We start from the raw sequence: 25,973 nt of genomic DNA, 5'->3' as shown, positions 1-25,973 counted from the left end.
CAACTTCGACACCGCATCCCGATCCGCCGGCAGACCCGCCTGCTGGAACAGATCCCGCCGGTAGCACATCGCCATACCACCGACATCCGTACCCAGACCGATCGTCTCACCCGACGCCGCCGTCGCCTGCTGCCACTTCCACGCCGGCCACTGCGACTTGATCTCCGAGCCACCATAATCAGCCCAGTTATAGAACTTCGACGGCTGCGCGGTGAACTGACCGATCCAGCCCTCCTCGATCGCCTCGATATCCGCGGCCCCCGAACCCGTCGCCAGATGCGCCGCCAGATTCTTCTGCGCATCCTCGGTCTTCGTGACCCGCTCCACGATCTCAATGTTCGGGTGCGACGCCTGATACTCGGTGTACAAATCCTTGTACCCGAACTCACCGAACGTCGAAATAGTCAGCTTGATCTTGCCACCGGAGCTGGATCCGGAGTCGTTGCTCGAACCGCACGCGGCGGTGGTGGCGGCCAGTGCGGTGGCGATCACCGCGATGCCGACCTTATGCATGGTGCGCATCAATACTTCCCTTCAGGGGCAGCCCGGGGACGGGGACGTGTCAGGGCTTATTTCGTGATGCGATTTAAGTTCTGATCAACCTGGCTGTCAAGCGTTGACTTGTTCAGAACACCGTGTTTACAGTTTCGCCATCAGTTGACTGCCGTTGATGTACGCCGGGCAGGGCGATCGACGGCCGACCCAGTGACGTGCCCGCGAGCTGCGGGTTTCCCGCGAGGTACGCCCCATCGCCGACGCCAAGACGCCGGCCGGAACGGCGTGGGACGGCACTGGCCCATCCCGAAGAAAGGCATACTCGCATGTCCTTCCGGAGAAGAGGGGCTCGCCCGTTCGGTGCGGCGCTCCTCATCGTTTTCGCCGCCGTGGCGTTCGCACCCCCGCCCGGTGCGTACGCGGCCGGCGAAGCGGTCAACATCTGGCTCACCACGACCTCGGACTCCGGCGGCCGGACCGTCACCCGGGGCCTGCAGCAGCAGACGCCGATCGCCTTCGCGGCCACGAGCGGCTCGGCGAACCAGACGATCACGGTCAACGAGGGCACCACCTACCAGCAGTTCGAAGGCGCCGGCGCCTCGTTCACGGACACCGCCGCGTGGCTCATCCACGGCAGCGGCGCCTTGTCGCAGTCGGCTCAGAACGACGTCATGACCAAGCTCTACAGCCCGACGAACGGCATCGGCGTCAGCTTCACCCGCAACGTCCTCGGCTCGTCGGACCTGGCCCGGTCGAGCTACTCGTACGACGACACGTGCTGCGACATCAACGACTTCTCGCTCAACCGGGACGTCGACGTGATCGCCCTGACGAAGCAGGCGAAGAGCCTCAACCCGCAGCTGAAGGTCATGGCCTCGCCGTGGTCCGCGCCCGCGTGGATGAAGGACAACAACAACTTCAGCCAGGGCTGGCTGCAGTCGCAGTACTACACGATGTACGGCCAGTACTTCGCGAAGTACATCCAGGGGTACGCCGCACAGGGCGTGCACGTGGACTACGTGACCCCGCAGAACGAGCCGACCTGCTGCGCCGGCTACCCGTCGATGCAGTGGAACACGGCCGGCATCCAGTACTTCCTCAAGAACGGCCTCTTCCCGGCCCTGCACAGCAACGGGCTGGACACGAAGGTGCTGGTCGGCGACTGGAACTGGGACACCTACGACACGTGGGTCGCCCCGCTCGTCAACGACACGGCCATCCGCAACGACCCGAACTTCGGCGGCATCGCGTGGCACGGCTACGGCGGCAACGTCACCGAGCAGACGACGGTGCACAACCAGAACGGGATCAACGCGTACGACACCGAGCACTCGGGCGGCACGTGGATCGCCAACCAGCAGGACGAGGACATGCGCAACCTGATCGACTACACCCGCAACTGGGGCCGTAGCTGGATCAAGTGGAGCCTCGCCGTGGACCAGAACATGGGCCCGCACAACGGCGGCTGCGGCACCTGCACCGGCCTCGTCACCGTCCACAACGGAGATTCACGCAGCGGGCAGGTGGACTACACCATCGAGTACTACACGATGGGCCACCTCACCAAGTTCGTGAAGCCCGGCGCGGTACGCATCGACTCCACCGCCAACACCTCGGTACCCAACGTGGCGTGGAAGAACCCGGACGGCAGCAAGGCTCTGATCGCGTACAACAGCACGGGGAGCACGCAGTCGATCAAGGTGAACTGGGGCAACCAGTCCTTCACCTACTCGCTGCCCACGAAGACGTCGGCGACCTTCACCTGGGCCGGTACGCCGGGCTCGGGCGGCGGCGGCGGTTCGCACGTCGGCGCGATCAGCGGCTACGGCGGCAAGTGCGTCGACGTGGCCGGCGCGAACAGCGCCAACGGCACGCAGGTGCAGCTCTACACCTGCAACGGCTCCACCGCGCAGACCTGGACGGTCGGCACCGACGGCACGATCCGCGCGCTGGGCAAGTGCCTCGACGTGGCCTCGGGCAGCAGTGCCAACGGCACGAAGGTCCAGATCTACGACTGCAACGGCACCGGCGCCCAATCCTGGACGGTCGGCACCGACGGCACGATCCGCGCGCTGGGCAAATGCCTCGACGCCACCGGCCCCAGCTCCGCGGACGGCACGCCGCTGCAGATCTGGGACTGCACCGTGGCCGCCAACCAGAAGTGGACCACCCCGTAACACCCTGATCCCGACGATCTTGCGCTAATGTCCCGCATTCTGCGGCGTACGCCCGGAATGCCCGGACATTCGCGCAAGATCGTCGCTAGGAGGGGGCCGCGCTGGGGTTATGCGGTGATGAGGCGGACGCGGGGGCCGCGGACGGGGTCGAGGTCACCGCGGGCGGCGCGGACGCCGCCGTCGGACAGCAGCTTCGCCACCGGCAGGGTCGCCGCGCCCAGCGCCACCGCGTCCGGGCCCAGCTGGCAGAGCGTGATCTCGGTCTGCGAGAACGGCCGCCGCAGCGCGTGCTCCCCCGCCGCCGCGCGGATCTCCGGCAGCCAGCGCGAGCCCAGCGCGAGCCCGGCCCACCCGCCGAGCACGATCCGCTCCGGGTTGAAGAGATTCACCAGCGTGGCGATGCCCGCGCCCAGGTAGCCCACCGTCTCGGTCAGCACCTTCTCCGCCGTACGCGACGACTCCGCGGCCGCGATGATCGCACCGATCGCGGACTCCTCGTCGATGCCCTCGGCGACCCGGCCGGAGTTGGCGTCCCGGAAGCGGTCCAGGATCCCCTCGGCGCCGACGTACGCCTCCAGGCACCCCTTGGCACCGCAACGGCATTGGCGGCCGCCGTACGCGATCGTCGTGTGCCCCCATTCGCCGGCGGAGCTCCGCGAGCCGCGGTAGCTGGCACCGCCCGCGACGACGGCCGCGCCGACGCCGGAGCCGACGAGCGCGATGACGGCGTGCTGGACGCCCCGGCCGGCGCCGAACCACATCTCGGCCTGGCCGAGCGTCTTGGCGCCGTTGTCGATGTGGATCGGGATGTCGGTGCCGGCCCGCAGCATCGACCGCAGCGGTACGCCGTCCCAGCCCAGCGTCTGCGCGTGGACGAGACCGTCGTCGCCGGAGTCCACGACGCCGGAGACGGCGACGCCCACGCCGAGGATGTCGCCGGGGTCGACGCCGGCCTGGGCGGAGACCGCCGCGATGCCGTCGAGGATGTGCTTGACCGTGGTCTGCGGGGCCAGTGAGGCTCGCTCGATCGGGTAGTCGGCCTTGGCGAGCGCGGCCATCGACATGTCGAACAGCTCGACGGTCACCCGGGTCTCGCCGACGTCCACCCCGATGACGTGCCCGAAGGTCGGCGCCACCTGCAGCAGTACGCGCGGCCGCCCGCCGTCGGACTCGACCGAGCCGGCCTCCTCGACGATGCCCTCGTCGAGGAACTCCGCGACGAGCGTACTGACGCTGGCCGGCGAGAGGGCCGTCAGCTGGGTCAGCTCGTGCCTGCTCAGCGGGCCGTCGAGGTAGATCTTCGAGAGCAGCACGGCGCGATTGGACCGGCGCATGTCCCTCACCGTCGCGCGTCTTGCCACCATGTGCGCACTCCTTACCAGCCCTGGAAGATCAGGATGCCCGAACACTTCGAGTTTATGGTATGAAATAAGTCTCGAAGTAGAGGCGCGTGGATGTTCTGCCGACGGTCACCTCGCCCGGCGGGCCAGGCTCCCCGCGAAGTTGCACCCTCGCTCGCGTACCGGCACTGCCCGGCCGGCCCGTCGAGCGACCGACCGCACTCCCGCTCTTCGCGCGAGTGCTCAACCGACCGCACTCCCGCTCTTCGCGCGAGCGCTCAACCGACCGCACTCCCGCTCTTCGCGCGAGCGCTCATCGAAATCGGTTTCCCCCACACCGCCCCCTGGGAGCATCCTCATGAACGACAAACTACCGGCGGCCCGTATCCGCCGGCGGGTGGCCTTACCCGTGCTCGCGGTCGCCATGGCCGGCGCGCTGCTCACGGTGGCCACCCCGGCGTCCGCCGCCACCGGAGCCATCACCGGCTACGGCGGCAAGTGCGTGGACGTCGCCGCGGCGAGCACCGCCAACGGCACCGCCATCCAGCTGTACACCTGCAACGGGACCGCCGCCCAGTCGTGGACCACCGGCACGGACGGCACGCTCCGGGCGCTCGGCAAGTGCATGGACGTGACCAGCGCGGGCACGGCCAACGGCACGAAGATCCAGCTCTGGGACTGCAACGGCACCAACGCCCAGAAATGGACCCAGTCGGGTACGCAGCTCGTCAACACCGGCTCCGGCCGCTGCCTCGACGCGACCGGGCCCAGCTCGGCCGACGGGACGCGGCTGCAGATCTGGGACTGCGCCGGCAGCGCCAACCAGCAGTGGACCCTGCCGGGTGGCACCACCACCCCGCCGCCGACCGGCAACCCGGCCATGGGTGCGGCTCCGTACGCGTACCTGGGCTGGGGCAACCTGCCCGACCCCCGCACGATCATGACCGCCACCGGGGTCAAGTGGTTCACGATGGCGTTCATGCTGTCCAACGGCGCCTGTACGCCGCTGTGGGACGGTTCCCGGCCGCTCACCGGCGGCGCCGACCAGACCACGATCAACAACATCCGGGGCGCCGGCGGTGACGTCGCCATCAGCTTCGGCGGCGCCAGCGGACCGTGGCTGGAACAGACGTGCAGCAGCGCCTCGGCGCTGGCGAGCGCGTACCAGCAGGTGATCAACGCGTACTCGCTCAAGGCGATCGACATCGACATCGAGGGCACGGTCTACAACAACGCCACGCTCCAGCAGCGCACGATCGACGCGCTGAAGACCGTGAAGACCAACAACCCCAACCTGACGGTGTACGTGACCTTCCCGAGCGACCGCACCGGCCCGGACACGTCGATGATCAACAGGGCGCACGCGTCCGGCCTGACCGTCGACGGCTGGACCATCATGCCGTTCGACTTCGGCGCGGCCGGCCAGAACATGGGCTCGCTGACGGTCCAGGCCGCCGAGGGCCTCAAGAACGCCGTCAAGAACGGCTACGGCTACACCGACGACCAGGCGTACCGGCACTCCGGAATCTCGTCGATGAACGGGATCACCGACGCCAACGAGACCGTCACGGTCGCCGATTTCAACACCATGCTCGCGTACGCGCAGCAGCACCACCTCGCCCGCTTCACGTTCTGGTCGGCCAACCGCGACCGGCCCTGCGCCGGCGGCGGCTACCCGAACGACGACACGTGCAGCGGCATCGGCCAGAACGCCTGGGACTTCACCCGAGTCATCGCGAAGTACCAAGGGTAGTTAGGCCGAGTTGCCGGGTGAGGCGGAAAGCCGCGACCCCTTATGCGGTGCCCGTCAGCGCAGAGATCCTCAAGCGCAAGCGCTTGCAGATCTTGCACTGCCGAACACCGCGGGTCACGGCTTTCCGCCTCACGCGGCCCGGCGTGAGCGGGACCTGCTGTCGTCGGCCACTCACTAGGCCTGCGCCGTCGGGAGGACGATGACCTGGCGGAGGTTGACGTGCTTCGGGCGGCTGACGATGTAGCCGACCAGGTCCGCGATCTCCGCCGCCGACAGGCCGCCGAGCGCGTCGAACATCTGCCCCACCATTCCGGAGATCTCCGGGTTCGAGATGTGGTCGGACAGCTCCGTGTCCGTGAGCCCCGGCTCCAGGTTCGTCACGCGTACGCCGCGCGGCCCCAGCTCCGTCCGCAGAGTGGCCGACAGGTGCGTCAGCGCCGCCTTGGTGGCGCCGTAGACGGCGAACGTGGGGAAGGCGACGTGCGCCCCGATCGACGAGATGTTCACCAGATCGGCCGGCTTCCCGTCGGCCGCTGCCGCGAGCAGGTCGGGCGTGAAAGCCCGGATCACGTTGAGGACGCCGGTGAAGTTGGTGTCGATCATCCGCTGCCACTCGTCGGACCGGCCGTCCTCGATCGGGTTGGGCAGCATGACCCCGGCGCTGTTGACCACCAGGTCGACCCGGCCGAACTCGGCGCGGATCCGCTCGGCGGCGGACGCGACCGCCTCGGGCGAGGTGACGTCGGTGGCCACGGCCAGCGCCCGGCCGCCGTCCGCCACGATCTTCTCGGCCCGCTCGGCGATGACCGCGGCCCGGCGCGCCAGCAGCACGACGTTCGCGCCCGCGGCGCCGAGCAGGTCGGCCGTGGCGGCACCCATGCCGCTCGCCGCGCCGGTGACGACCGCGACGCGGCCGCTGAGGTTCTCGTAGTTCGTCATGCCGAGAAGCATCTGCCGGTTCCCAGGGTGTACCCAGGGCCGAACTCAACCTAGGTCTGGCAGTACCAGGTTCAGCCGCGGGCGACCGGGCACACTGATCAGGTGGATCAGGAAATCGGAGAGTTCTTGCGTACGCGCCGCGCCCGGTTGAACCCGGCCGAGGCGGGGCTGCCCGAATACGGCCGGCGACGCGTACCGGGACTGCGGCGGGAGGAGGTCGCGCAGCTCGCCGGGGTCAGCGTCGACTACTACGTACGCCTGGAGCAGGGCCGCAGCCCCAGCGCGTCGGACGCGGTCCTGGACGCGATCGCGAGAGCCCTGCGGCTGGACGACACCGAACGGGCCCACCTGCGCAACCTGGTACGCCCGGTGAAGAGTCCTCGGATCAAGGCCGGCCCGCAACGCGTACGCCAAGGTCTGCACAGGGTCGTGGAGCTGATGACGCACGCGCCGGCCTTCGTGCTCGGGCACCGGATGGACGTGCTGGCCTGGAACGATCTCGCGGACGCGGTGCTGGGTTTCTCGACGTGGACCCGGCGCAACGCCGCCTACCAGGCGTTCCTCGACCCGGCGGCGCGCGGGTTCTACCGCGAGTGGCCGCGGGTCGCGGCCGAGACGGTCGCGGTCCTGCGGCTGTCGGCGGGGCGCAGGCCGGACGATCCGCAGCTCGCGGCGCTCGTCGGCGAGCTGTCCATGAAGGATGATCTCTTCCGCGAGCTGTGGGCGCGCCACGAGGTCAAGGAGAAGACGTTCGGGCGCAAGCTCCTACGGCATCCGATCGTCGGCGACCTCGACCTGGCCTACGAGACGCTCGCACCGGCGGGCGACGCGGAGCAGATGCTGGTGGTGTTCACGGCGGCGGCCGGATCGGCGAGCGCGGAGCGGCTCGGCCTGCTGGCCAGCTGGACCGCCACGGCGCCGGACACCGTCGCCCACTAAGCTGGCCGCATGCTGATCTACGTGGGCGGCTACACGTCCGAACCCGGCGAGGGAATCGCCGTCTTCGATGCAGACCCGATCACCGGCGCGCTCGTCGAGACGTTCACGAGGACGACGGCAGTCGATCCCTCGTTCCTCGCGTGGAATCCCGCCGGCGACCGCCTCTACGCCGTGAGCGAGTCCACAGGGGGCGCGCTGGCGTTCGCGCGTACCGAGACGGGGCTGGTGGCGCTGGGCGAGGAGTGGACCGGCGGCGTGGACCCGTGCCATCTCGTGGTCGACCCCAGTGGATCATTCCTGATCATCGCCAACTACACCAGCGGCAGCGTCTCGGTGCACCCGATCGCCGCCGACGGCTCCCTGGCCGCCCGCCGCGACCTGCTCACCCTGCGCGGCAGCGGCCCCCACCCGGAGCGGCAGGCCGGCCCGCACGCGCACCAGATCGCGTACCGGCCCGAGCGCGGCTCCTTCTTCGTCAGCGACCTCGGCTCCGACACCGTCCACGAGTACGCGCTGAGCTCCGACGGCGCCGTCCAGCCGCTCGGCGCCAGCCCGCTCACGCCCGGCTGCGGCCCGCGGCACATCGCCTTCCACCCGTCGAACGGTCTCGCCTACGTCGCCGGCGAGCTCGATTCCAGCGTACGCGTCTGCCGGGTCAGGCCCGGCGGGCTGTCCGAGCTGGGCAGCGTACCGGGGACGGTGACGGCGGTGGAGACGAACTATCCCAGCCACATCCGGTGCTCGGCCGACGGCCGGTTCGTCTACATGGGAAACCGGGGCGCCGACTGCCTCACGGTGTTCGCCGTGACCGGGGAGACGCTGACCCCGCTGGCCGACGTCCCGACCGGCGGCGCGTGGCCCCGGCACTTCGAGATCGTCGGTGACTTCGTCTACGTCGCGAACCAGGACTCGAACACCGTGACCGCCCTGCGGATCGACCCGGCGACCGGAATCCCGCGGTCGCCGGCGGTCGTGGCGGAGGTGCCCGGCGCGGCGTGCATCCTGCCCGCGCTGTCATGAGGCTGTTCCCGGCCCGCTGCCCGGTACGCCCGCAGGAGCAGGTCTGGATCGAGGAGTCCCTCGACTGGCTGGTACGCGAATTCGGCGAACCCGCCCTGCGGGGCCAGCTGATCCTGCCCACCGATGACTTCTTCCCGGGCACGTACACGGGTTCGGTCGACGATCTGCGCCGGGTCGTCGAGTTCGTCCGGCGCCGCATGGGCGTCGACCCGACCACGTTCGCGGTGGAACTGTCCGAACCGGACGACCCCGCGCCCGGGCTGCCAGGGGCGTACCGCACGAGCCGCAGCGCCGCGGGCGAGTACCGGATCCAGAACGGCCTCGGCGTCATCAGCATCGACATACGCCAGCTCGCCCGGCCGATGGCCCTCGTCGCCACGATCGCGCACGAGTTCTGCCACCACCGGCTGCTCGGCGAGGGCCGGATCGCGCCCGACCGCCGGGACCACGAGCCGCTGACGGATCTCGCGACGATCTTCTTCGGCTTCGGCATCTTCGCGGCCAACGCGGCCCTGCAGTTCGGCGCCGGATCGTCCGGGTGGCAGGCGTCCCGGCTCGGCTACCTGACCGAGCCGATGTTCGGGTACGGGCTGGCGTACCACGCACATCTGCGCGACGACCCCGTGGCGTGGTCGAGCCACGTCGACACGAACCCGCGCGCGTACCTCCGCAAAGGACTCCGCTACCTCTCCTCCCGCTGACCCGCTCCCGAGCCGCCTTTCCGACGATCTTGCGCGAATGTCCCAAAAATCGCGGCGAATGCCCGAAAAGTCCGGACATTCGCGCAAGATCGTCGGAAAGGCGGGGTCAGAGGGATAGGGAGCGGGTGGCGACCACGTCGAGGATGTGGGACAGCGCCGAGGCCGCCGGCTGGGCCGGTACCGACCGCCCGTCCCGCAGGCGCAACGACACCGAGCCGTCGGCCGCCTCCTGCGCCCCGATCACCGCGACGTAGGGGATCTTCCGCTGCACGGCCCCCCGGATACGCGATCCCAGCGATCCGTCCTCCACCACCTCCACCCGCAACCCCGCGCGCAGGGCGCCGGAAGCGAAGGCGTGCGCGACCGACGCCTGGTCGGAGCCCACCGGCGCCACCGCGAGCTGCACCGGGGCGTACCACGCGGGGAAGGCTCCCGAGTGGACCTCGATCAGGTGGGCGAACAACCGCTCCAGGCTCCCGATCACGCTGCGATGCACCATGACCGGCCGCCGCTTGACTCCGTCACTGTCGGTGTACGCGAGATCGAACCGCTCCGGCTGCGCGAAGTCGACCTGGATGGTGGCGAGGGTGAACGGCCGCCCGGCCGCGTCCGAGATCTGGACGTCGATCTTCGGTCCGTAGAAGGCCGCCTCGCCGGGCGCCTCCTCGAAGGCGAGGCCGCAGGCGTCGAGCGCGTCGCGGAGCAGCCCTTCGGCCTCGTCCCACACCTCGGGCTCGCCGAGGAACGAGTCCCCGCGCAGCGAGAGGCGGTAGCCGTCGGCGGCGAAGCCCAGCACGGACTGGGCTTCGCGGATCATCCCCAGTACCAGGGCCACCTCGTCGCCGACCTGCTCGGGCCGGCAGAACACGTGCGCGTCGTTGAGCGAGATCGCGCGTACGCGGGACAGCCCGCCCAGGACGCCGGAGCGCTCGGCCCGGTACATGCCGCCGATCTCGGCGATCCGCAGAGGCAGTTCGCGGTAGGAGCGGCCCCGGCTGGCGAAGACCATGGCGTGATGCGGGCACAGGCTCGGCCGCAGCATCAGCGGCTCACCCTCGTCGTGATCGTCCATATCGGAGCCGCTGGACAACGGCGGGAACATGTCGTCGCCGAACTTCGCCAGATGCCCGCTGCGCGCGTACATCTCGCGTTTGGCCAGGGGCGGCGAGTAGACGTGCTGATAGCCGGCGAGACGCTCGGCCTCGCGGATGTACTCCTCGACCGCGTGCCGCGCGGCGGCCCCGGCGGGCAGCCAGATCGGCAGGCCGGCGCCGACGAGCGGGTCGGAGTGGAAGAGTTCGAGTTCGCGGCCGAGCCGCCGGTGGTCGGACATGACGCTCTCCTTGGATGCGGGCGGCGCGGGCCCGTTCCGGAAAGCCGAACGGCTCCGGGCGAAGGCCCGGAGCCGTTGAAAGCCATGGTCAGCAGATCAACACAACGCCGGGAGGTCCGGCGTCGTCGTGCTCTGCTGAGGATTCATGCCACCACCATAACGCGATCTCAGCCGCCCGCGAAATAGATTTTCGCGCCCGGGTGCAGCAGCACCGGGTCGGTCTGAGCGCCGACGTCCTTGTGGATGTTCTTCCCCTCGGGATGCACCGCCTCCAGCTCGTCGGTGTACTCGAAGAGCATCTTCGTCAGCTGGTACGCGATGTCGTCCGGCAGCGAGGCGGCCACCACGATCATGTTCGGCACCGCGATCGTGGCGACGTCGGCCGGCAGGTTGTAGGCCGCCTTGGGGATCACACCGGCCGTGTAGACGCCCGGATGGGCCTTCTGCAGGGCGGGCAGGATGCCGTCGAGCGGCAGCAGCGCGAGCTGGCCCGGCAGCCGGCTCATCATCGCGGTGATGCCGACGGTCGGCAGGCCGGCCGAGTAGAACATCGCGTCGAGCTTGTTCTGCTGCATGAGGTCGGTCATCCCGTTCAGCGACGCCGACGTACGCGTGATGTCGCCGAGGCCGACCTTCCCGGCCGCCATCACCCGCAGCGCCACCTCCTCGGTACCGGAGCCGGCCGGTCCCGTACCGACGCGCTTCCCGCGGAGGTCCTCGATCTTCGTGATCCCGGCGTTCCTGCGTACCACGAGGTGGGTGTAGCTGTTGAAGACCCGGCCCAGCGCCCGGATCTGCAATGGCGTCCCCGCGTACGCGCCCGTGCCGCTCACGGCGTCGGCGGCCACGTCGGCGAACGTGAACGCCACGTCCACGTCGCCCTTGGTCAGCCGGGTCAGGTTCTCCCCCGCCCCGTTCGTCGGCACCGCCGTCGCCTCGAAGCCGGTCATGTGCCGGTTGATGACGTCGGCGTACCCGCCGCCCAGCTGGTTGAAGACGCCGTTGGTCGGCCCGGTGCCGATCGTGATCTCGCCGCCGTGCCAGCGCTGCGGCGCCAGCTTGGCCTGGGCACACCCGCCCGCGGCGAACAGCACCACGGCGAGCAGGGCGGCGAGACGAGTTCTCATAGCTGGCCCGGTACGCGCGCGCCGGGTTCGAGGGCGGCGGCGACCCGCTGGGCGAGCAGGGCCGTCTCGTAGCCGGTCTGGCCGAGGTCGCAGCCGGGCGAGGCGAGCACGGCCAGCTGCGCCCGGTCGCCGACCGCCATGACGAGCAGGACGCCGCCATCCATGTCGACGACGGTCTGCCGGACGCGTTCGGTCTTCAGGCACCGGGCCGCCCCGACGACGAGGCTGACGAGGCCGCTGGTGATGGCGGAGAGCTGGTCGGCCTCGTCCGGCGGCAGGCCCTCGGTGCTGGCGAGGGTCAGCCCGTCGACGGAGACGGCCAGCGCGTACACGACGTGCGGGACCCGGCGGGCGAACGAGGTCAGCAACCAGTCGAGGTTGGCCGGATCGGTGGGGGCGATGCGGTCGGTCAGTTCGGACATCAGTCATTCGCAATCTGTGCGTCACCCGCGCGGCCGGGGCCGGCTGCGGGCGATGGTGGGGATCGGTGCGGGGTGGAGGCCGCCTCAGGGCCAGGGCGGCGGAACGACCTGCCGCTGGGCTGCGGCAAGGCCGGAGGCCAGGCTGGACAGCCGGGCCCGGGCCAGTTCCGGATCCAGTACGCCGGGCGCCAGGGACGGCCGGGCCGGCGGGCCGGACTCGGTCAGGTCGGGCGCGAGCGCGCCACCCGGTGACCGTTGCGGCAGACCGGATTCGGCGATCGCGACCGGAGCGCGACCCCGGACCGGGGTCGTACGCAGGGTGGAGACGGTGCCGATCGAGGGCAGCGGGATCTCCGCGGCCGTCCGGGACTCGGCTTGCTGCTTGTCCGCCAGCCGCTGGCGCACGATGTGCGCGGGCGCCAGCAGTCGTGGCGGCAGGCTGACCACGGCGGCGGTGCCGGTGCTGGCCCCGCTGCGCAGCTCGACGCGCAGTTGGAGGCGCTGGGCGAGCCGGGCGACCACGAGCAGGCCCATCCGGCTCGCGAGCTCGCTGGTCAGGGTCACGGGCTGGACCAGCTGCTCGTTGATCCGGTTCAGCTGCTCGGCAGGGATACCGATGCCGTGGTCGTAGATGGTGAGGGTCAGCGCGTCGATCGTCCGGTGCGTGGACACCTGGACACGGGTCGACGGCGGCGAGAAGATCGCGGCGTTCTCGAGCAGCTCGGCCAGCAGGTGCACCAGATCGCTGACCGCGTACGCGTCGACCCACGCCTCGGTGACCGCGGACGCGTCGATCCGGTCGTACTCCTCGATCTCGGAGGCCGCCGCCATCACGATGTCGCTGAGCAGCTGCGGCGCGGCGAACGTACGCCCCGGGTCGGCGCCGGCCAGCACGAGCAGGTTCTCCTCGTTGCGGCGCATACGCGCGGCCAGGTGGTCGAGCTGGAAGAGGCGGCCGAGCGTGTCCGGGTCGGTCTCGATCCGCTCGAACTCGTCCAGCAGCTGCAACTGCCGGTGCACCAGGGTCTGGCCGCGCCGGGACAGCGCGACGAAGATCCGGGCCACGTCGAGGCGCAGCAGGGCCTGGTCGGCCGCGAGGCGTACGGCCTGGCGGTGCAGGGCGCCGACGGCCCCGGCCAGCTCGCCGATCTCGTCCCGGCCGGCGGCCAGCTCCGCGTCGGCCCGGTCGGCCGAGGCGCTGGCGACCGCGCGTACCGTGTCGGGGCTCGGGGCCGCCGTGACCGCCGCGATGGCCGCCGGGAGTTCGGCCGCGGTGACGGTCTGGGCCGTGTGCCGCAGGCTGCGCAGCCGCCGGCTGGTACGCGACACCAGCAGCACGGCGGCCGTGAAGGTGACCGACACCGCCGTCGCGGTGAGCGCCGAGGTGAGCACCGACTGGTTGCGCGCGCTCGCCTCGATCCGGGCGGCGTCGTTCTCCAGCGTGGTGATGATCTCCATCTGGAACAGGAAGAGCCGGCGCAGGGCGTTGGTCTGGGCGATGTACCACGTGTCCGGGTCGACGTCGAGGGCCGACGGCTTCGAGTCGGCCTGCAGCGCGGCATCGAGGATGATCCGGGCCTGGTCGACGTCGGTGCCGCTGACGAGCTCGATGTAGCGGGCGTTGACCGGCTGGTCGGCGATGCTGCGCATCTGGGCCAGGCGGTCCAGTTCGGACCCGCGCAGCTGGCCGAGCCGGGCGAGTTCGCCGGTCATGAACCGGTCGCGGGCGAAGACGTCGCGCAGCAGCGCCCGCTCCTGGGCGCCGCGGTGCTCGGCCGCCGCCAGCATCGCGACCACCCGCGCGTTCGCGATCAGCTCCGGCGACACCGGTTCGATCGAGATGCTCTCCGCCACCGAGACCAGCGACTGGGTCAGCTCGTCGTAGACCACCTCGGGCGAGTTGCCGTCCGGATTGGCCAGGCTGGCCGGGGGATGCAGCGCGTTGTCCCGGATGCGGGCGAGGCCGGCGAGTTCGTTGCGGGCCCGGTCGAAGGCGGCCGCCACGGTCGACGACACCCGGGACGCGGCCTCGCTCGCCGACTGGTACGCCGCCAGGGCCGCGTCGGTCCGCGCCTGCTGGGCGACCAGGAGCTGCTCGCCCTTTCCGTTGCGCAGCAACAGGTCCGAGGTCTCGGCGACCTCCTGCTCGAGCTGGTGGTTGAGCCGCACGGTGGCGGTCAGGGCGCCGGCGAGGATCCGGGAATTGCCGGCCGCCCGCGAGGTCGCGACGGCTTGACGGGTCTCGACCAGGCCGAACGCCCACAGCGCCAGGGTCGCGATGACGACGGGCAGCATGAGCTGGATGCGGATCGAGCGGAACAGGTTGCGCCGGGCGTGTCCCGGCACATCCGCCCGGGCGGCACCGGGCCCGGCGGAGCTGCGAGCCATTGCACCCTCCCCCCGGCCCCGTGGCCACGCGATACACGGCCATCCACGAGAGTCGCGCCGAGCGGTGAGCTTCACAACCCCCCATCGGGGCACGGTCACGCCATCGGCCGTTCAAATACCCGACACATTCCACGGATTGATTCCGGCTCGTCCACCTCTGTCCACCCACTCCGGCAGGCCGCCCCGCACGAACGGACGATGGCTTCGTCACGCCTCGTCAACATCCGCGCGGGGCCGGCCGCAAGGAATTCCACCTCAGATCGCGTACTCGGGTTGGGCGGCGGAGTGGAGGGTGGCCAGGGTCTCCCCCGACTCCGCCACGACGGCCGCGCGTACGTCCGTGGGCGCGTACCGCAGCCGCGGCACCGCGAACACCACCGACGCCGGCACGCCCGCGTGGGTCACCGAATAGAGCAGCAGCCGCCACTCCCCCTCGTCCCAATGCTCACGCAGGTCCGAGCGCAGGCTCGGGGCGAGCTCCCGGTACGCCGAACTGCGCTGGAGCTGTTCCACGGACGACGCGACGGGAACGGGGAAGTCGCCGGGCGACGCGAGCGGATGCGTCCACCGGGCCTTGAGCCGGCGCAGCGGCACCAGCCAGTGCCGGTCCAGTTCGGTCGACAGGGCGGCGAACAGCAGCGCCTCGGCGACGACCAGGCCGGCGCCCGCGAGCGAGACCGGGACCGGGACCAGCGCCAGGGCGATCACCAGGAACGCCCGCAGGAAGCTGCGCGCCCGGATCGGCGACGGCTGGGCCGACATGCAGCCGCAGGACGCCTCCTTCGCGAACAGCCGCCCGTACGCCAGGTACGCGACGAAGCCGACGCCGAGAGCGGCGCACGCCCAGGTGCCGATCGACGGCCGGACGAGCAGCAGCACCGCGACCGCCGCCTCGATCACCCCCACGCCCCGGTACGCCGGCACGGCCCGCCGGTCGCCGAGCAGCCGGGCCAGGGGCGAACGCCGGGCGCTGGACTCGGCGTACTTGCTGAAAGTCTTGAGCCGCGCGGACCAGAGCAGGACCGCGGCGAGCAGGATGGGTTGCAGCGAAGTCATGGTCCGTCCTCGAGTGAGCGGACCGGCCGGCCGCACCCGGCCGGGTGCCTAGGCGGAAGTGTGCAGGGTGGCGATCTCGATCTCGTTGGTGTCGGGCAGCCACGCGCCGATGACCTGGGCGTGCTTGCCGACCTGGACCATCGACATGTCGCCGATGGCGGGCGTCCCGTTGTAGACCGCCGCGGACGTGCCGGGTACGACGTGCCCGACGACGCGCTTGCCGCGGTGGTCGAAGTGGATGGTGTTGCGGCTGAGGGCGGCGATGTGCACCTGGAGGTTGACGATGTTCACCCAGACCGCGTCGGCGGCGAGCGTGCCGTCGGCGAGCCGCGCGCCGCGGGCGTAGAGCCCGTCCCCGACGGCGACTTTGTCCAATGTGGTCGGACGCAGCTTCCAGATGCTCGTCCCCTGCGTGATCCTGATGCGCCACAACGTGTTGTCCGAGCCGGTGACCATCAGCATCGTGTCGACGAGGCCGGTGACCCGGCCCTCGGCGAAGTTCGGGTCCTTCTCGCCCGGTTGGACCGGCTGCGCGGCGGCCTGCGCGAACGCCGTCTCCGGTGCGAGCGAGCCGAACGCGGTGGCGCCGGCCAGGACGGCCGAGGTGAGCAGAGCGCGACGGTCCATCTCACACCACATCCACGTACGCCGGCCGCAGCCCGTTGGACAGGCTCGCGATGGCGCTGAAGGCGGCGGGAGTGAGGTCGATCAGCCGATTCGACCCGCACACCGAACCGCAGCACGACGTCTCGCCGCAGAACAGGTCCGTCTGCGGCCCGCAGTCGGCGATCGTCGTACCGATCTTGGCGCCCGTGCAGCGGTTGGTGGTGTAGTGCTTGAAGCCGCAGCCGCGCCGCGACAGGCTGGTGCCGCACGCCTCGGGGTTCGTGATGGCGTGGCAGGCGTCCGACGTGTTCGGCCAGGCGTGCTGGTAGCTGCCCGAGTTGCAGGTGCCGCAGGCGCCGTGGCCGGCGGTGCCGCACGGGCCCCACGAGCTGCCGCAGCAGAACCAGGACACTTCTCCGTAGACCCCGGTCATGGGCTACTCCTTTCCGGACGGGGGATCAGGAAGGGGTGCGATAGGCCCATCGACACTTGTCCATAATGATGAGTATAAGATCCTAGTTCGTCAATGATTCACGGGGAACTTTCTCCCCCCGTTCAAACGTTTCACCCATGTTTCACGACCACACCCGCCCCAGCGCCGGCCCCGGCCCCCGCCCCAGCGCCGGCCCCGGCCCCGGCCCCGGCCCCGGCCCCAAGATCCCGCTTGGATCAGGGAAATCACCCGAATCTTGGGCCATGATTACGTGGAGATCCCTGATCCAAGCGGGATCTTGGGGGCGGTTGTGGGCGCGCGCGGGGCGTCGGCTTGATCAAGTACCCGGATACTGTCAGAAACGGCCCGTTTTTGCAGATCCCCGGCTCTTGATCAAGCAATGGAGATCCACTTCTACAGCTTCCGGGTACTCGATCACCGCCGGCCACCCCGCCCACAGCTACTCGGCGAGGTTCCCCATGATGATGTCGCGCCATTCCGGCGCAGGAGGGCGCCTCGACGTGATCAAGTAACGTCCATTCGGCGGGAGAGCGCTTCCTTGCCGATTGGACGCGACATGATCAAGGCGCTCCTCATGATCATGCCCCCGAGCAGGCCTTCGAGCAGGCCTTCGAGCAGGCCCGTGACGGTCAGAGTTCGTGGACGATGACGTCCAGGGCGCCCGGCCGCGCCTCCTCGACCGTGTACTTGAGGTCGCGCAGCGCCCCGGCCAGTTCCGCCGGGGTCGACGGCCGTACTCCGGCGATCAGCAGGTCGCGGAGGAGCCGGCCCTTGGTCGCCTTGTTGAAGTGGCTGACGACCGTACGCTTTCCGGCCCGCTCGTGGAGCACCCGCACGGTCGCGGTCCGGTCGGCCGGCGGTGTCCACATGGCCGCGTACGCGGAGGAGCGCAGGTCGAGGACGAGGCCGTCGGCCGGCAGCGAGAGGTGCTTGCGCCAGAAGGCGGCCAGCCCGCCCAGCGGCGGCAGGTTCGCCCCGATCGAGCAGCGGTAGGACGGGATGCGGTCGGTGAGGCGTACGCCGCCCCAGAGGCCGGAGGAGATGACGATCGCGTCGGCGGCGGCGGCCGACGCGTCGGGCGGGAGCGTGGCGAGTTCGAGGGCGTCGTAGAGGACGCCGGTGTAGAGCTCCGCCGCCGTCATCGTCGGCGCGTCCTTGAGTCCGGCGTTCTTCTCCACCTCGCCGGTCTGGCCCGACGAGAGCCCGAGCGCTTCGAGGGCCGGGCCGGGCCGCTTGCGGGCGCACAGCTTGACCAGCGCGGTGAGCGTACGCGTCCGCGCCCGGTTCAGCTCCGGGAAGCTCAGTCCGGCGAGGTCGAGGGCGGGTCCGGTCGCAACGGCGGCCTTGCCCTCCGAAGGTGGCAGGAGAACGAGCACGTCAGCAGCTTAGTCCGGAGGTCCCGCGGACCCATCCGGGCGACCGGCCGCGCCGAATACGAGGTATGCCGAGTGAGAAACGACGACTCCGGGTGGCGCATGAGCCCGCGACGGGGGCGTACGAGTCCGCGTACGACTCCGCGCCGGTGGGGGCCGACGCGACGGCCCCGGGTGATCCGGCGGCCCTGCTGCGCCTGGTCGCACGGGGGGACGAGGACGCCTTCGCCCGCCTCTACGATCTGATCTCCCCCCGCGTGTTCGGGCTGGCCAGACGCGTACTGCGCGATCCGGCCCAGGCCGAGGAGGTGGCGCAGGAGGTGCTCGTCGAGGTGTGGCGGACCGCCAGCCGGTTCGACGCCGGCAAGGGTTCCGCGACGGCATGGATCTTCACGATCACGCACCGCCGCGCCGTCGACCGTGTACGCGCCGAGCAGGCCGCCGCGGACCGCGTGCAGAAGCTGGCCCCGCCGCCCGCCGCCACCCCTGCCGACGAGGTGGCCGACGAGGTCGACGGGCGGCTCGAACGGCAACTGGTCCGGCGCTGCCTGCGTACGCTCACCGATCTGCAGCGCGAGGCGATCACGCTGGCGTACTACCGCGGGTACACCTACCGGGAGGTCGCCCAGCTGCTCGACGCCGGCCTGCCCACGATCAAGACACGCATGCGGGACGGGCTGATCCGGTTGCGTGACTGCCTCGGAGTGGAGGTGGCGCGATGACCACCGACGACATCCACCTGCTCACGGGGGCGTACGTGCTGGACGCGCTGGACGACGCCGACCGTGCGGTGTTCGACCGCCACCTCGCCACCTGCGCCAGCTGCGCCGCCGAGGTCGCCGAGCTGCGCGAGGCCGCCGCCCGGCTGGCCGACGACACCTGGTCCGTGCCGCCGCCGCGGTTGCGCGCGCACGTGCTGTCCCGCGTCCGGCAGACCCGTCAGACCCCGCCGCGCCGCCCGCCCGCGCCGCGCTGGCGGCATCGCACCACTGCCATGCTCGCCGCCGCCGCCGCGGTCCTCGTCCTGCTCACCGCGGGTGTCACCTGGGCCATTCAAGATTTCCGCGTACGCCCGGCCGAGCGCATCGAGAAGGTCCTGTCCGCACCGGACGCGACGGTACGCGTCAGCGCCATCACCGGCGGCGGGAAGATGACGGTGGTGATGTCCCCGGCCAACGACGCGGCCGTCGTGGTCGTGAGCGACGCTACGGATCCGGGCACCGGCAAGGCGTACGAGCTGTGGATGATCCAGGGTGAGCACCAGCAGCCTGCGCTGACGATGGCGGCCGGGGCGACCTCGACCACGCGCTATCTGGACGGGATACGCGGGACGGACGTGCTGGGGATGACCGTGGAGCCGGCGGGGGGCTCGGCGAAGCCGACGCTGCCCATGGTGGCTCAAGTGCCTATGACCTGATTTTTTGGAGATTGCTGGGATTTGCACCCAGCCTTTCCTGGATCGGTCCCGAATACCTGGTGTCAGCACGATCACAGCACCAGAGGGGACCGATCCATGAACACGAAGCGCAAGTTCGCCGCCGTACTCGCCACCGGTGCGGCCGCCGTGGCCCTGGCCGCGTGCAGCTCCAACGCCGCCACGGAGGCCACCGGCTCGAGCGCCGCGCCCGCCATGTCGGCGTCGGCTTCCAGCTCCATGAGCGAGCCGTTCGGCCCGGCGTGTTCCTCGGTGCCGACCGACGCGTCCAACCCGGGCAGCTTCGACGCGATGGCCAAGGTACCGGTCGCGACCGCCGCCTCGGGCAATCCCGCGCTGTCCACCCTGGTCACTGCCGTCGGCAAGGCCAACCTCGGTGACACGCTGAACAGCGCGCCCGAGCTGACGGTCTTCGCGCCGACCAACGACGCCTTCGCCAAGATCCCGAAGGCGGATCTCGACAAGGTCCTGGCCGACCAGGCCACCCTGAAGAAGATCCTCACCTACCACGTGGTGGCCGGGAAGATCACGCCCGACCAGCTCGCCGGTACGCACAAGACGCTCGAAGGCCAGAACCTGACGGTCACGGGCAGCGGCGAGAACTTCAAGGTCAACGGTACGGCGACGGTCGTCTGCGGCAACGTCCAGACGCAGAACGCGATCGTCTACATCGTCGACGGCGTCCTGATGCCGTCATGAGACTGATCCCGACCGCTCGGGGCGCGTACGCCGCCCTGAGCGGTCTCCTCGCCGCCGGACTCGGGCTCGCGTCGGCGCTGCTCGTGGCGGCGATCGTCCGTCCGGAGTCGTCGCCGCTGGTCACGATCGGCGGCACGATCATCGACGCGACCCCGACCCCGGTCAAGGAGTACGCCGTCCGCACCGTCGGTACGCGCGACAAACCGTTGCTGCTCCTGGGAATCGGGATCGTGCTCGTGATCCTGGCGATGCTCGCCGGGATGCTCGCGTCGCGCCGGCCACTCGCGGGGCTGTGCGCGATGGGGCTGCTGGGCGCGGTCGGCGTGTTCGCGGCGCTGACCCGCCCGGCGGCCCAGCCCTTCGACGTGGTTCCCGCACTGGTGGCCGGCGTGGTCGCGGTAGCCGCCCTCGCCTACCTCCGCCCCCGCCTACCGGCTCCCCCCGCTCCCGCCGCCCCCGCCCCCGGTCCCGCCCCCGCCCCCGGTCCCGGTCCCCAAGATCCCGTTTGGATCAGGGATTCGCACGTAATCTTGGGCCAAGATTCGGGTGATTTCCCTGATCCAAACGGGATCAAGGACGGGGCGCCCGCAGGCGACGGGGCCGCGGGCGACGGGGTCAAGGGCGGCGGGGTCAAGGGCGGCGGGTCGCGGCGGGGGTTTCTGGTGGCGGCCGGGGTCGTGGGCGGAGCCGCGGTCGTCGCGGGCGGCGCGGCCGGGGTCATCCAGCGGGCGAAGGGCGGCGCCGCGGCCCGTTCGCGGGAGAACCTCGCGCTTCCGGCGCCGAAGGAACCGGCCGGCCCGCGCGTCACGACGCCGGACTTCTACACGCCGGCCGGGAAGTTCTACCGTGTCGACACCGCGCTCACCGTCCCGCAGATCGACGTCGACCGCTGGCGGCTGACCGTTCACGGCCTGGTCGACCACCCGACGACCCTCGACTTCGGACAGTTGCTCGACCGCGGCCTGATCGAGCGCGACATCACCCTGAACTGCGTCTCCAACGAGGTCGGCGGGCCGTACATCGGCACGACCCGCTGGCTGGGCGTACCGGTGGCGGGGCTGCTGCGGGCCGTGGGCGTGCGGGCCGGCGCCGACCAGGTCGTCGCCCGGTCCGTGGACGGCATGACCATCGGTACGCCCACCGAGGTCCTTCTCGACGGCCGCGACGGCATGCTCGCCGTGGCGATGGACGGGCGGCCGCTCCCGCCCGAGCACGGCTACCCGGTACGCATGCTCACCCCCGGCCTCTACGGGTACGCCGGATCCTGCAAGTGGGTGACGGAATTGGAACTGTCCACATTCGACGCTTACGACGCGTACTGGGTGAAGCGGGGTTGGGCACGGCGGGCCCCGGTCAAGACGGGCTCCCGGATCGACAAGCCCGCTCCGTTCGCGACCGGGCTGACCGCCGGGCCGGTCACCGTCGCCGGGGTCGCGTGGGCGCAGCACCGGGGTGTCCGCGCCGTCGAGGTGCAGGCCGACGACGGCCCGTGGATGCCGGCCGAACTGCTGCCCGTCCCGTCCACCGACACCTGGGTGCAGTGGCGGCTGACCTGGCAGGCCCGGACCGGCGGCCACAGCCTGCGCGTACGCGCGACCGACACGACCGGCGCGGTCCAGCCGGAGAAGCGCCAGACGCCCTTCCCCGACGGGGCGACCGGCTGGCACACCCTCTCGGTGATGGTGTCCTGAATCAGGTCAGGGCGTTCACGACCGTCGTCGCGACCCCTTCGTGCTGGGCGTACGCGTCGGGGAACGCCGAGCCCTGCACGGTCTGGGCGGCGACGGTGATCGCCATGCCCTGCCAGCCGGAGACCTGCTTCAGCGCGTTGTAGAACTTGGTCGCCGAGTAGACCGGGTCCATGATCTGCTTCACGGTCCCCCAGCCCATGCTCGTACGCTGCTGGAACAGCCCGACCGAGTCGTAGTCGACCGACGAGTACTGATGCGGGTAGTTGAGCGACTCCGGCACCGCCGAGCTGGCCTGGTTGTAGAGGTTGCTCTCCTGGATCGCCGTCGCGATGGCGACGATCAGGCCCCTCTTCGGGATGCCGAGCTTCTGTCCCACCTGGACGATCGTCTGCGCGTTGTCCATCTGCATCCGGTCGAGCCCGGCGACGAGCGGAGCCTTGGTCGGGCCGGCCTTCGGCGAGGCGGACGCGGACGCGGACGGCTTGGTCGTGGCGGCCGCGGTCGACATCGGGTTGGCGCTCGCCGACGCCGGCGTCCGGTCGAGCGACCGGTCCGCGGCCGTGGCGGCGCTGCGGTCGGCGGCCAGCCGGGCGGCCACGTCGGGATCCTCGTGCTTCGGCCGGGCGGCGAACGCGCCCACGCCCAGCAGGGCCACGAGCCCGAGCGCCACGAGCCGGCCGATCTTCGCCGAGCCGCGTACGGCCCGCAGCGGAGCGAGGCCCGGGGTGAGCGGGCCGGCCGCGCGCAGGTGCCGGGTCGGCTCGACGCCCATCCGCTCGGCGGTCTCCTCGAACTCGCGGGTGGTCTCGCGGGCGATCGCCTCGAATTCGGCGGTGAAGCTCAGCGCCTCGACGGAGTGCCGGCCCGGGCCCTTGGCGCGGTTCTTCTTCTCCGGTGCCTGCCACGAGGACGTGGACGAGCCGATGGCCCGATGCGACCCGGTACGCTCACGCGCCGCCTCGACGGCCCGGCGCGCCCCCGCGCTCTCGACGGCCGCACCGGTGCTCTCGATGGCCGCAGGCGCGCCCGCTGCCTCGATCGCCGGCCGGTCCGGCACGCCGGGGGCCGCCTCGATCGCCCGCCGCGGCCCGGTGTCGGCCAGTGAGCGCGACCGCCGCGCGTCCCCGGTGACCGCCCGGTGCGCGCCGGTCGTGCGGCGCAGCGCGTCTCCGGCGGTCAGTGCGGGCCGCTCGGCGGACGGCAGTTCGGCGTGCTTCTCCGGCGCGGTGATCGCCTGTGGGGCGTCCTTCGCCGGCTGGGGGGCCGGTTGGGAGGCTGGTTGCGGGGCCGCCTTCTTCGCGGTCGGCTTGGGCTTCGCCGGCACCGGGGGGATCACGCCCGGCGGCAGCGTCGTGAAGAACCCGGACGGCGAGAGCAGCGACACGGACGGCAGACTCGCGCGCCCCTTGCCGTCCTTCTCCCTGCCGGAAGCACCCTTGCCGGAAGCACCTTTGGCGGAGTCCTTGCCCCCAGCACTCTTGGCGGATTCCTGGGCTGCCCCCTTCGGGGAAGCGCCCTTGACCGGCTCCGGGGAAGGAGCGCTCTCGGCGGCGGTTCCCTTGGCTAGCCGGTGCTGGCCCGGCTTGCCCGCGGGCCGCTGCGCCGGCAGCCGCCCGACCCGGTCGAACACCACGGTCGCGTCCGCCGAGCGCGACCGGCGCGCCCCAGCCGACATCCCGGACGGCTCGACGGAGGAAGCAGGCTCGGACACCGGCCCGGTGCCGCCGGCAGCTCCCCGCGACTCGACGCCGGACTCCGCGGCGGTGCCCGGTTCGACGAACGCCACCACCGGCTCGGTGCTGTCGAGCGGGCCGGCCGCGGGCTCTTCCCAGCCGCTGCCCACGCTGGGCAGGTCCTCAGCCGTCGAGTCGATGATCTCCGCCGGATCCGGCGCGGTTGCCGGCGGCTCCCAGAACGGGACGTCGGCCCACTCCGATTCGCGGGGCGACGGCGTACGCAACGCGTCGAGCCATGACGACACGGATGAATCCTGGGGGTCATGCTGGGGGCGCATCGGTCGAACTTAACCAGGGGAAACGCGACTGCCCAGCTTCTCTTGGTGATCCACATCACAGAGTTGCGGCGGCATAACCAAGCAAATCGCCATCAATGCTGATAACCCTGGCACATCGGGGCGGCCAAAACCCTATGAGCTGGGCGAATTCATCCCTCAAACGAGTGAGGACGGTGCGTGTACGCGACGCCACCGAACGTAGGCGCCGGCCCAGGAGAACGCGACGACGAGGCCGATGAAGATCTGCACCAAGGCCACATATCGCTGGGGGTACAGCACGCCGGTGATGTAGTGGTCGATGAAGCCGGTGGTGAGCCCGGGACCGCCCGACTGCCGTCGCGCCCAGTCCTCCAGCATCGTGAGTGGACAGTGCCAGCCAAGAGCCGTGCTGCTCACGCCCCACGTGACCATGGCGAGGTGCGGGACGATGGCCCACGGCCAGACCCAGACCAGGAAGCCGCCGATCAGCAGGTAGACCAGGACGACGAAGTGCACCACCATCGTCGCCTCGGCCAGCAGCCGGTACGCCACGTGATCAGCGTAAAGCGCCCGGCGGCGTACGGGTGATCAGAATCGGTGATAATTGACGCCCATGGCGGCGAGGCGGGGCAGATGGGCGGCGAGCCGCTCCTCGAAATCCGCTGAACGCCCGGACCACGCCACCTCGGCGAGCGCCGCCAGCCGGGGCCAGGCCCGCCATTCGACCAGGTCGGGGGTTGGCGTGTACTCGCTCCAGAGCATTCCCTGCGTACCGAGGACGCCCGGACGCAGCGGATCGAACCCGTAGACGCGCTCCAGCGGGGTCGGCGGCTGGCTGATGGCCAGCGGCTCGCGCGGATCGTCGGTCTGCGGCCAGTCCAGGTAGACGTATTCCTGCGGAACCGCGATCACCTGATGCCCCGCCGCGAGGGCCGCGTCGACACGCTCGGCGCCGCGCCAGGCGAAGATCAGCGTGTCGGCCGGCGGAGCCGCGTCCACGAGCTCGTCCCAGCCGGCGATCCTGCGGCCGTGGGTGGCCAGGTGCTCGCCCATCCGGGCCGTCCACCAGCCGAGCAGCTCGTGCACGCCGCCGAGCCCTTCGGCCGCGACCCGGGCCAGGGCCCGCGGGTTCGCCCGCCACTCGGTCAGCGGCACCTCGTCCCCGCCCAGGTGCACGTACTCGAACGGGAACACCGACACGACCTCGTCCAGCACCGTCCGCGCGAAGTCGAGCGTCGCGTCGTCGGTGTTCAGAACGTGCTCCGAGATGCCCCAGGCCGTGCGTACCTCCAGCTGCTCGTCCAGGTTTCCCAGCCAGGGGTACGCGCAGACGGCCGCCTGCATGTGCCCGGGAAGATCGATCTCCGGCAGGACGCGTACGCCTCGCCGGGCCGCATAGGCGACCAGGTCGCGCAGCTGTTCCTGGGTGTAGAAGCCGCCGTGCGGACGACCGTCGAACTTCCCGTCCCGGCCGGGGCCGAGGCTCGATTCGCGACGCCAGGCGCCGGCCTCGGTCAGCCGCGGGTACGCCTTGACCTCGAACCGCCAGCCCTGATCGTCGGTCAGGTGCAGATGCAGCGTGTTCAGCTTGTGCATCGCCATCTCGTCGACGAACTTGTGCACGAACTCGATCGGATGGCACCACCGGGCGACGTCGAGCAACGCCCCCCGCCAGCCCATTCTCGGGATGTCCTCGATCTCGACCGCGGGGATGGCGTACTCCCCGGGGGAGAGCAGCTGGCGCACGGTCTGCAGGGACCAGCGCAGGCCGGCTTCCGCGGCGGCTTCAGCGATGATGCCCTCGGGCCGGGCGCTGAGCCGGTAGCCCTCGTCCCCGAGGCTCGGATCGTCGACGATCCGGGCGGTGAGGCCGGGCCCGGACGACAGCCCGAGCAGCTCGTACGCGAGTTCGGCGATCGCGGGCGGGGCGGTGACGCCGGTGAGGGCGCAGCTGCCCTCCAGCCAGGTGACGCGGGTGGGGGCGGGCAGCAGCGCGCGGGGCAGCATGCGCGTGATCATAGGCAGATAATCG

22 protein-coding genes and 1 pseudogene are annotated in these 25,973 nt (G+C 70.8%); 9 read left to right on the top strand and 14 right to left on the bottom strand.

Features of this window, described 5'->3' with window-relative positions; all coding sequences use genetic code 11:
• Positions 1 to 522, bottom strand: a 522-nt coding sequence (locus G401_RS0137365) for an extracellular solute-binding protein (protein WP_027346503.1), incomplete at its 3' end; no start/stop codon positions are given.
• Positions 523 to 821: 299 nt separating this feature from the next.
• Between G401_RS0137365 and G401_RS0137360 the strand changes: the two genes are divergently transcribed.
• A complete protein-coding gene (locus G401_RS0137360; protein WP_027346502.1) occupies positions 822 to 2,672 on the top strand; it encodes a ricin-type beta-trefoil lectin domain protein in 1,851 nt (616 codons plus the stop codon).
• Between the two features lie 107 nt (positions 2,673 to 2,779).
• On the opposite strand, the gene G401_RS51110 is transcribed toward G401_RS0137360, so the two are convergent.
• Entirely contained in the window at positions 2,780 to 4,006 is a 1,227-nt protein-coding gene (locus G401_RS51110; RefSeq protein ID WP_245602053.1) for an ROK family protein, read from the bottom strand.
• A gap of 364 nt (positions 4,007 to 4,370) precedes the next feature.
• Between G401_RS51110 and G401_RS0137350 the strand changes: the two genes are divergently transcribed.
• On the top strand, positions 4,371 to 5,765 hold the full coding sequence (locus G401_RS0137350; RefSeq protein ID WP_157546746.1) for a chitinase: 1,395 nt from the start codon (positions 4,371 to 4,373) through the stop codon (positions 5,763 to 5,765).
• 174 nt (positions 5,766 to 5,939) lie between these two features.
• On the opposite strand, the gene G401_RS0137345 is transcribed toward G401_RS0137350, so the two are convergent.
• Positions 5,940 to 6,704, bottom strand: coding sequence for an SDR family oxidoreductase (locus tag G401_RS0137345; RefSeq protein ID WP_027346500.1), 765 nt, complete (start codon positions 6,702 to 6,704; stop codon positions 5,940 to 5,942).
• 102 nt (positions 6,705 to 6,806) lie between these two features.
• On the opposite strand from G401_RS0137345, the gene G401_RS0137340 reads away from it, so the two are divergent.
• Genes G401_RS0137340 through G401_RS53845 form a run of 3 tightly spaced genes read left to right on the top strand, consistent with a single transcriptional unit; the run spans position 6,807 to position 9,364 of the window.
• On the top strand, positions 6,807 to 7,643 hold the full coding sequence (locus tag G401_RS0137340; RefSeq protein ID WP_027346499.1) for a helix-turn-helix transcriptional regulator: 837 nt from the start codon (positions 6,807 to 6,809) through the stop codon (positions 7,641 to 7,643).
• 9 nt (positions 7,644 to 7,652) lie between these two features.
• Positions 7,653 to 8,663 (top strand): lactonase family protein, encoded by a 1,011-nt coding sequence (locus tag G401_RS0137335; protein ID WP_027346498.1) that lies wholly within the window; start codon positions 7,653 to 7,655, stop codon positions 8,661 to 8,663.
• A complete protein-coding gene (locus tag G401_RS53845) occupies positions 8,660 to 9,364 on the top strand; it encodes a hypothetical protein (protein WP_051367828.1) in 705 nt (234 codons plus the stop codon). Before G401_RS0137335 ends, G401_RS53845 begins: the two co-directional genes overlap by 4 nt.
• Positions 9,365 to 9,470: 106 nt before the next feature.
• On the opposite strand, the pseudogene thrS reads toward G401_RS53845, so the two are convergent.
• From thrS to yaaA, 8 genes and pseudogenes are all read right to left on the bottom strand, one after another.
• Positions 9,471 to 10,700, bottom strand: a pseudogene (gene thrS / locus G401_RS0137325) (threonine--tRNA ligase); the annotation flags it as partial.
• Positions 10,701 to 10,864: 164 nt separating this feature from the next.
• Positions 10,865 to 11,824, bottom strand: a complete 960-nt coding sequence (locus G401_RS0137320; protein ID WP_027346496.1) for a TAXI family TRAP transporter solute-binding subunit — start codon at positions 11,822 to 11,824, stop codon at positions 10,865 to 10,867.
• Positions 11,821 to 12,246 carry a roadblock/LC7 domain-containing protein gene (locus G401_RS0137315; RefSeq protein ID WP_051367824.1) on the bottom strand — a complete coding sequence of 142 codons (426 nt, stop codon included), beginning with the start codon at positions 12,244 to 12,246 and terminating at the stop codon, positions 11,821 to 11,823. Before G401_RS0137315 ends, G401_RS0137320 begins: the two co-directional genes overlap by 4 nt.
• 84 nt (positions 12,247 to 12,330) lie before the next feature.
• A complete protein-coding gene (locus G401_RS51100) occupies positions 12,331 to 14,634 on the bottom strand; it encodes a sensor histidine kinase (RefSeq protein ID WP_084558053.1) in 2,304 nt (767 codons plus the stop codon).
• Positions 14,635 to 14,889: 255 nt separating this feature from the next.
• Complete coding sequence (locus G401_RS51095) at positions 14,890 to 15,690, bottom strand: MauE/DoxX family redox-associated membrane protein (RefSeq protein ID WP_051367821.1); 801 nt, start codon at positions 15,688 to 15,690, stop codon at positions 14,890 to 14,892.
• Between the two features lie 48 nt (positions 15,691 to 15,738).
• A complete protein-coding gene (locus G401_RS0137300; RefSeq protein ID WP_245602051.1) occupies positions 15,739 to 16,317 on the bottom strand; it encodes a cell wall protein in 579 nt (192 codons plus the stop codon).
• Position 16,318: 1 nt separating this feature from the next.
• Complete coding sequence (locus G401_RS0137295) at positions 16,319 to 16,729, bottom strand: RlpA-like double-psi beta-barrel domain-containing protein (RefSeq protein WP_027346493.1); 411 nt, start codon at positions 16,727 to 16,729, stop codon at positions 16,319 to 16,321.
• A 650-nt stretch (positions 16,730 to 17,379) separates the two neighbouring features.
• On the bottom strand, positions 17,380 to 18,126 hold the full coding sequence (yaaA, locus tag G401_RS0137290) for a peroxide stress protein YaaA (protein ID WP_027346492.1): 747 nt from the start codon (positions 18,124 to 18,126) through the stop codon (positions 17,380 to 17,382).
• Between the two features lie 146 nt (positions 18,127 to 18,272).
• Between yaaA and sigK the strand changes: the two genes are divergently transcribed.
• The 4 genes from sigK to G401_RS0137270 all read left to right on the top strand — a co-directional run bounded on the left by sigK (position 18,273) and on the right by G401_RS0137270 (position 21,948).
• Positions 18,273 to 18,845, top strand: a complete 573-nt coding sequence (sigK, locus tag G401_RS0137285) for an ECF RNA polymerase sigma factor SigK (RefSeq protein WP_027346491.1) — start codon at positions 18,273 to 18,275, stop codon at positions 18,843 to 18,845.
• Positions 18,842 to 19,540: an anti-sigma factor gene (locus G401_RS0137280; RefSeq protein ID WP_027346490.1), complete on the top strand. Its 699-nt coding sequence runs from the start codon at positions 18,842 to 18,844 to the stop codon at positions 19,538 to 19,540. Before sigK ends, G401_RS0137280 begins: the two co-directional genes overlap by 4 nt.
• Positions 19,541 to 19,636: 96 nt before the next feature.
• Positions 19,637 to 20,257: a fasciclin domain-containing protein gene (locus tag G401_RS0137275; protein ID WP_027346489.1), complete on the top strand. Its 621-nt coding sequence runs from the start codon at positions 19,637 to 19,639 to the stop codon at positions 20,255 to 20,257.
• Positions 20,254 to 21,948 (top strand): molybdopterin-dependent oxidoreductase, encoded by a 1,695-nt coding sequence (locus G401_RS0137270; protein WP_034594286.1) that lies wholly within the window; start codon positions 20,254 to 20,256, stop codon positions 21,946 to 21,948. Before G401_RS0137275 ends, G401_RS0137270 begins: the two co-directional genes overlap by 4 nt.
• Before the next feature lies 1 nt (position 21,949).
• Here G401_RS0137270 and G401_RS53840 read toward each other — a convergent pair whose 3' ends face one another.
• From G401_RS53840 to G401_RS51085, 3 genes are all read right to left on the bottom strand, one after another.
• Positions 21,950 to 23,929: a hypothetical protein gene (locus G401_RS53840; protein ID WP_051367819.1), complete on the bottom strand. Its 1,980-nt coding sequence runs from the start codon at positions 23,927 to 23,929 to the stop codon at positions 21,950 to 21,952.
• A 189-nt stretch (positions 23,930 to 24,118) separates the two neighbouring features.
• A complete protein-coding gene (locus G401_RS0137260; protein ID WP_027346487.1) occupies positions 24,119 to 24,493 on the bottom strand; it encodes a DUF2784 domain-containing protein in 375 nt (124 codons plus the stop codon).
• 36 nt (positions 24,494 to 24,529) lie between these two features.
• Positions 24,530 to 25,960: a beta-N-acetylhexosaminidase gene (locus tag G401_RS51085; protein ID WP_051367817.1), complete on the bottom strand. Its 1,431-nt coding sequence runs from the start codon at positions 25,958 to 25,960 to the stop codon at positions 24,530 to 24,532.
• Between the last annotated feature and the right edge of the window lie 13 nt (positions 25,961 to 25,973).

Source organism: Hamadaea tsunoensis DSM 44101 (assembly GCF_000428945.1).
Lineage (GTDB): Bacteria > Actinomycetota > Actinomycetes > Mycobacteriales > Micromonosporaceae > Hamadaea > Hamadaea tsunoensis.
This window is presented reverse-complemented; position numbering and strand designations above follow the sequence as displayed.

Coding starts and splice junctions, on each gene's coding strand:
- G401_RS51095 (WP_051367821.1), bottom strand. CDS start 15,690: ATGACTTCGCTGCAACCCATCCTGCTCGCCGCGGTCCTGCTCTGGTCC.
- G401_RS0137345 (WP_027346500.1), bottom strand. CDS start 6,704: ATGACGAACTACGAGAACCTCAGCGGCCGCGTCGCGGTCGTCACCGGC.
- G401_RS0137300 (WP_245602051.1), bottom strand. CDS start 16,317: ATGGACCGTCGCGCTCTGCTCACCTCGGCCGTCCTGGCCGGCGCCACC.
- G401_RS0137280 (WP_027346490.1), top strand. CDS start 18,842: ATGACCACCGACGACATCCACCTGCTCACGGGGGCGTACGTGCTGGAC.
- G401_RS0137360 (WP_027346502.1), top strand. CDS start 822: ATGTCCTTCCGGAGAAGAGGGGCTCGCCCGTTCGGTGCGGCGCTCCTC.
- G401_RS0137295 (WP_027346493.1), bottom strand. CDS start 16,729: ATGACCGGGGTCTACGGAGAAGTGTCCTGGTTCTGCTGCGGCAGCTCG.
- G401_RS53845 (WP_051367828.1), top strand. CDS start 8,660: ATGAGGCTGTTCCCGGCCCGCTGCCCGGTACGCCCGCAGGAGCAGGTC.
- G401_RS51100 (WP_084558053.1), bottom strand. CDS start 14,634: ATGGCTCGCAGCTCCGCCGGGCCCGGTGCCGCCCGGGCGGATGTGCCG.
- G401_RS0137335 (WP_027346498.1), top strand. CDS start 7,653: ATGCTGATCTACGTGGGCGGCTACACGTCCGAACCCGGCGAGGGAATC.
- G401_RS0137315 (WP_051367824.1), bottom strand. CDS start 12,246: ATGTCCGAACTGACCGACCGCATCGCCCCCACCGATCCGGCCAACCTC.
- G401_RS0137275 (WP_027346489.1), top strand. CDS start 19,637: ATGAACACGAAGCGCAAGTTCGCCGCCGTACTCGCCACCGGTGCGGCC.
- G401_RS0137270 (WP_034594286.1), top strand. CDS start 20,254: ATGAGACTGATCCCGACCGCTCGGGGCGCGTACGCCGCCCTGAGCGGT.
- G401_RS0137350 (WP_157546746.1), top strand. CDS start 4,371: ATGAACGACAAACTACCGGCGGCCCGTATCCGCCGGCGGGTGGCCTTA.
- G401_RS51110 (WP_245602053.1), bottom strand. CDS start 4,006: ATGCGCCGGTCCAATCGCGCCGTGCTGCTCTCGAAGATCTACCTCGAC.
- G401_RS0137320 (WP_027346496.1), bottom strand. CDS start 11,824: ATGAGAACTCGTCTCGCCGCCCTGCTCGCCGTGGTGCTGTTCGCCGCG.
- G401_RS51085 (WP_051367817.1), bottom strand. CDS start 25,960: ATGATCACGCGCATGCTGCCCCGCGCGCTGCTGCCCGCCCCCACCCGC.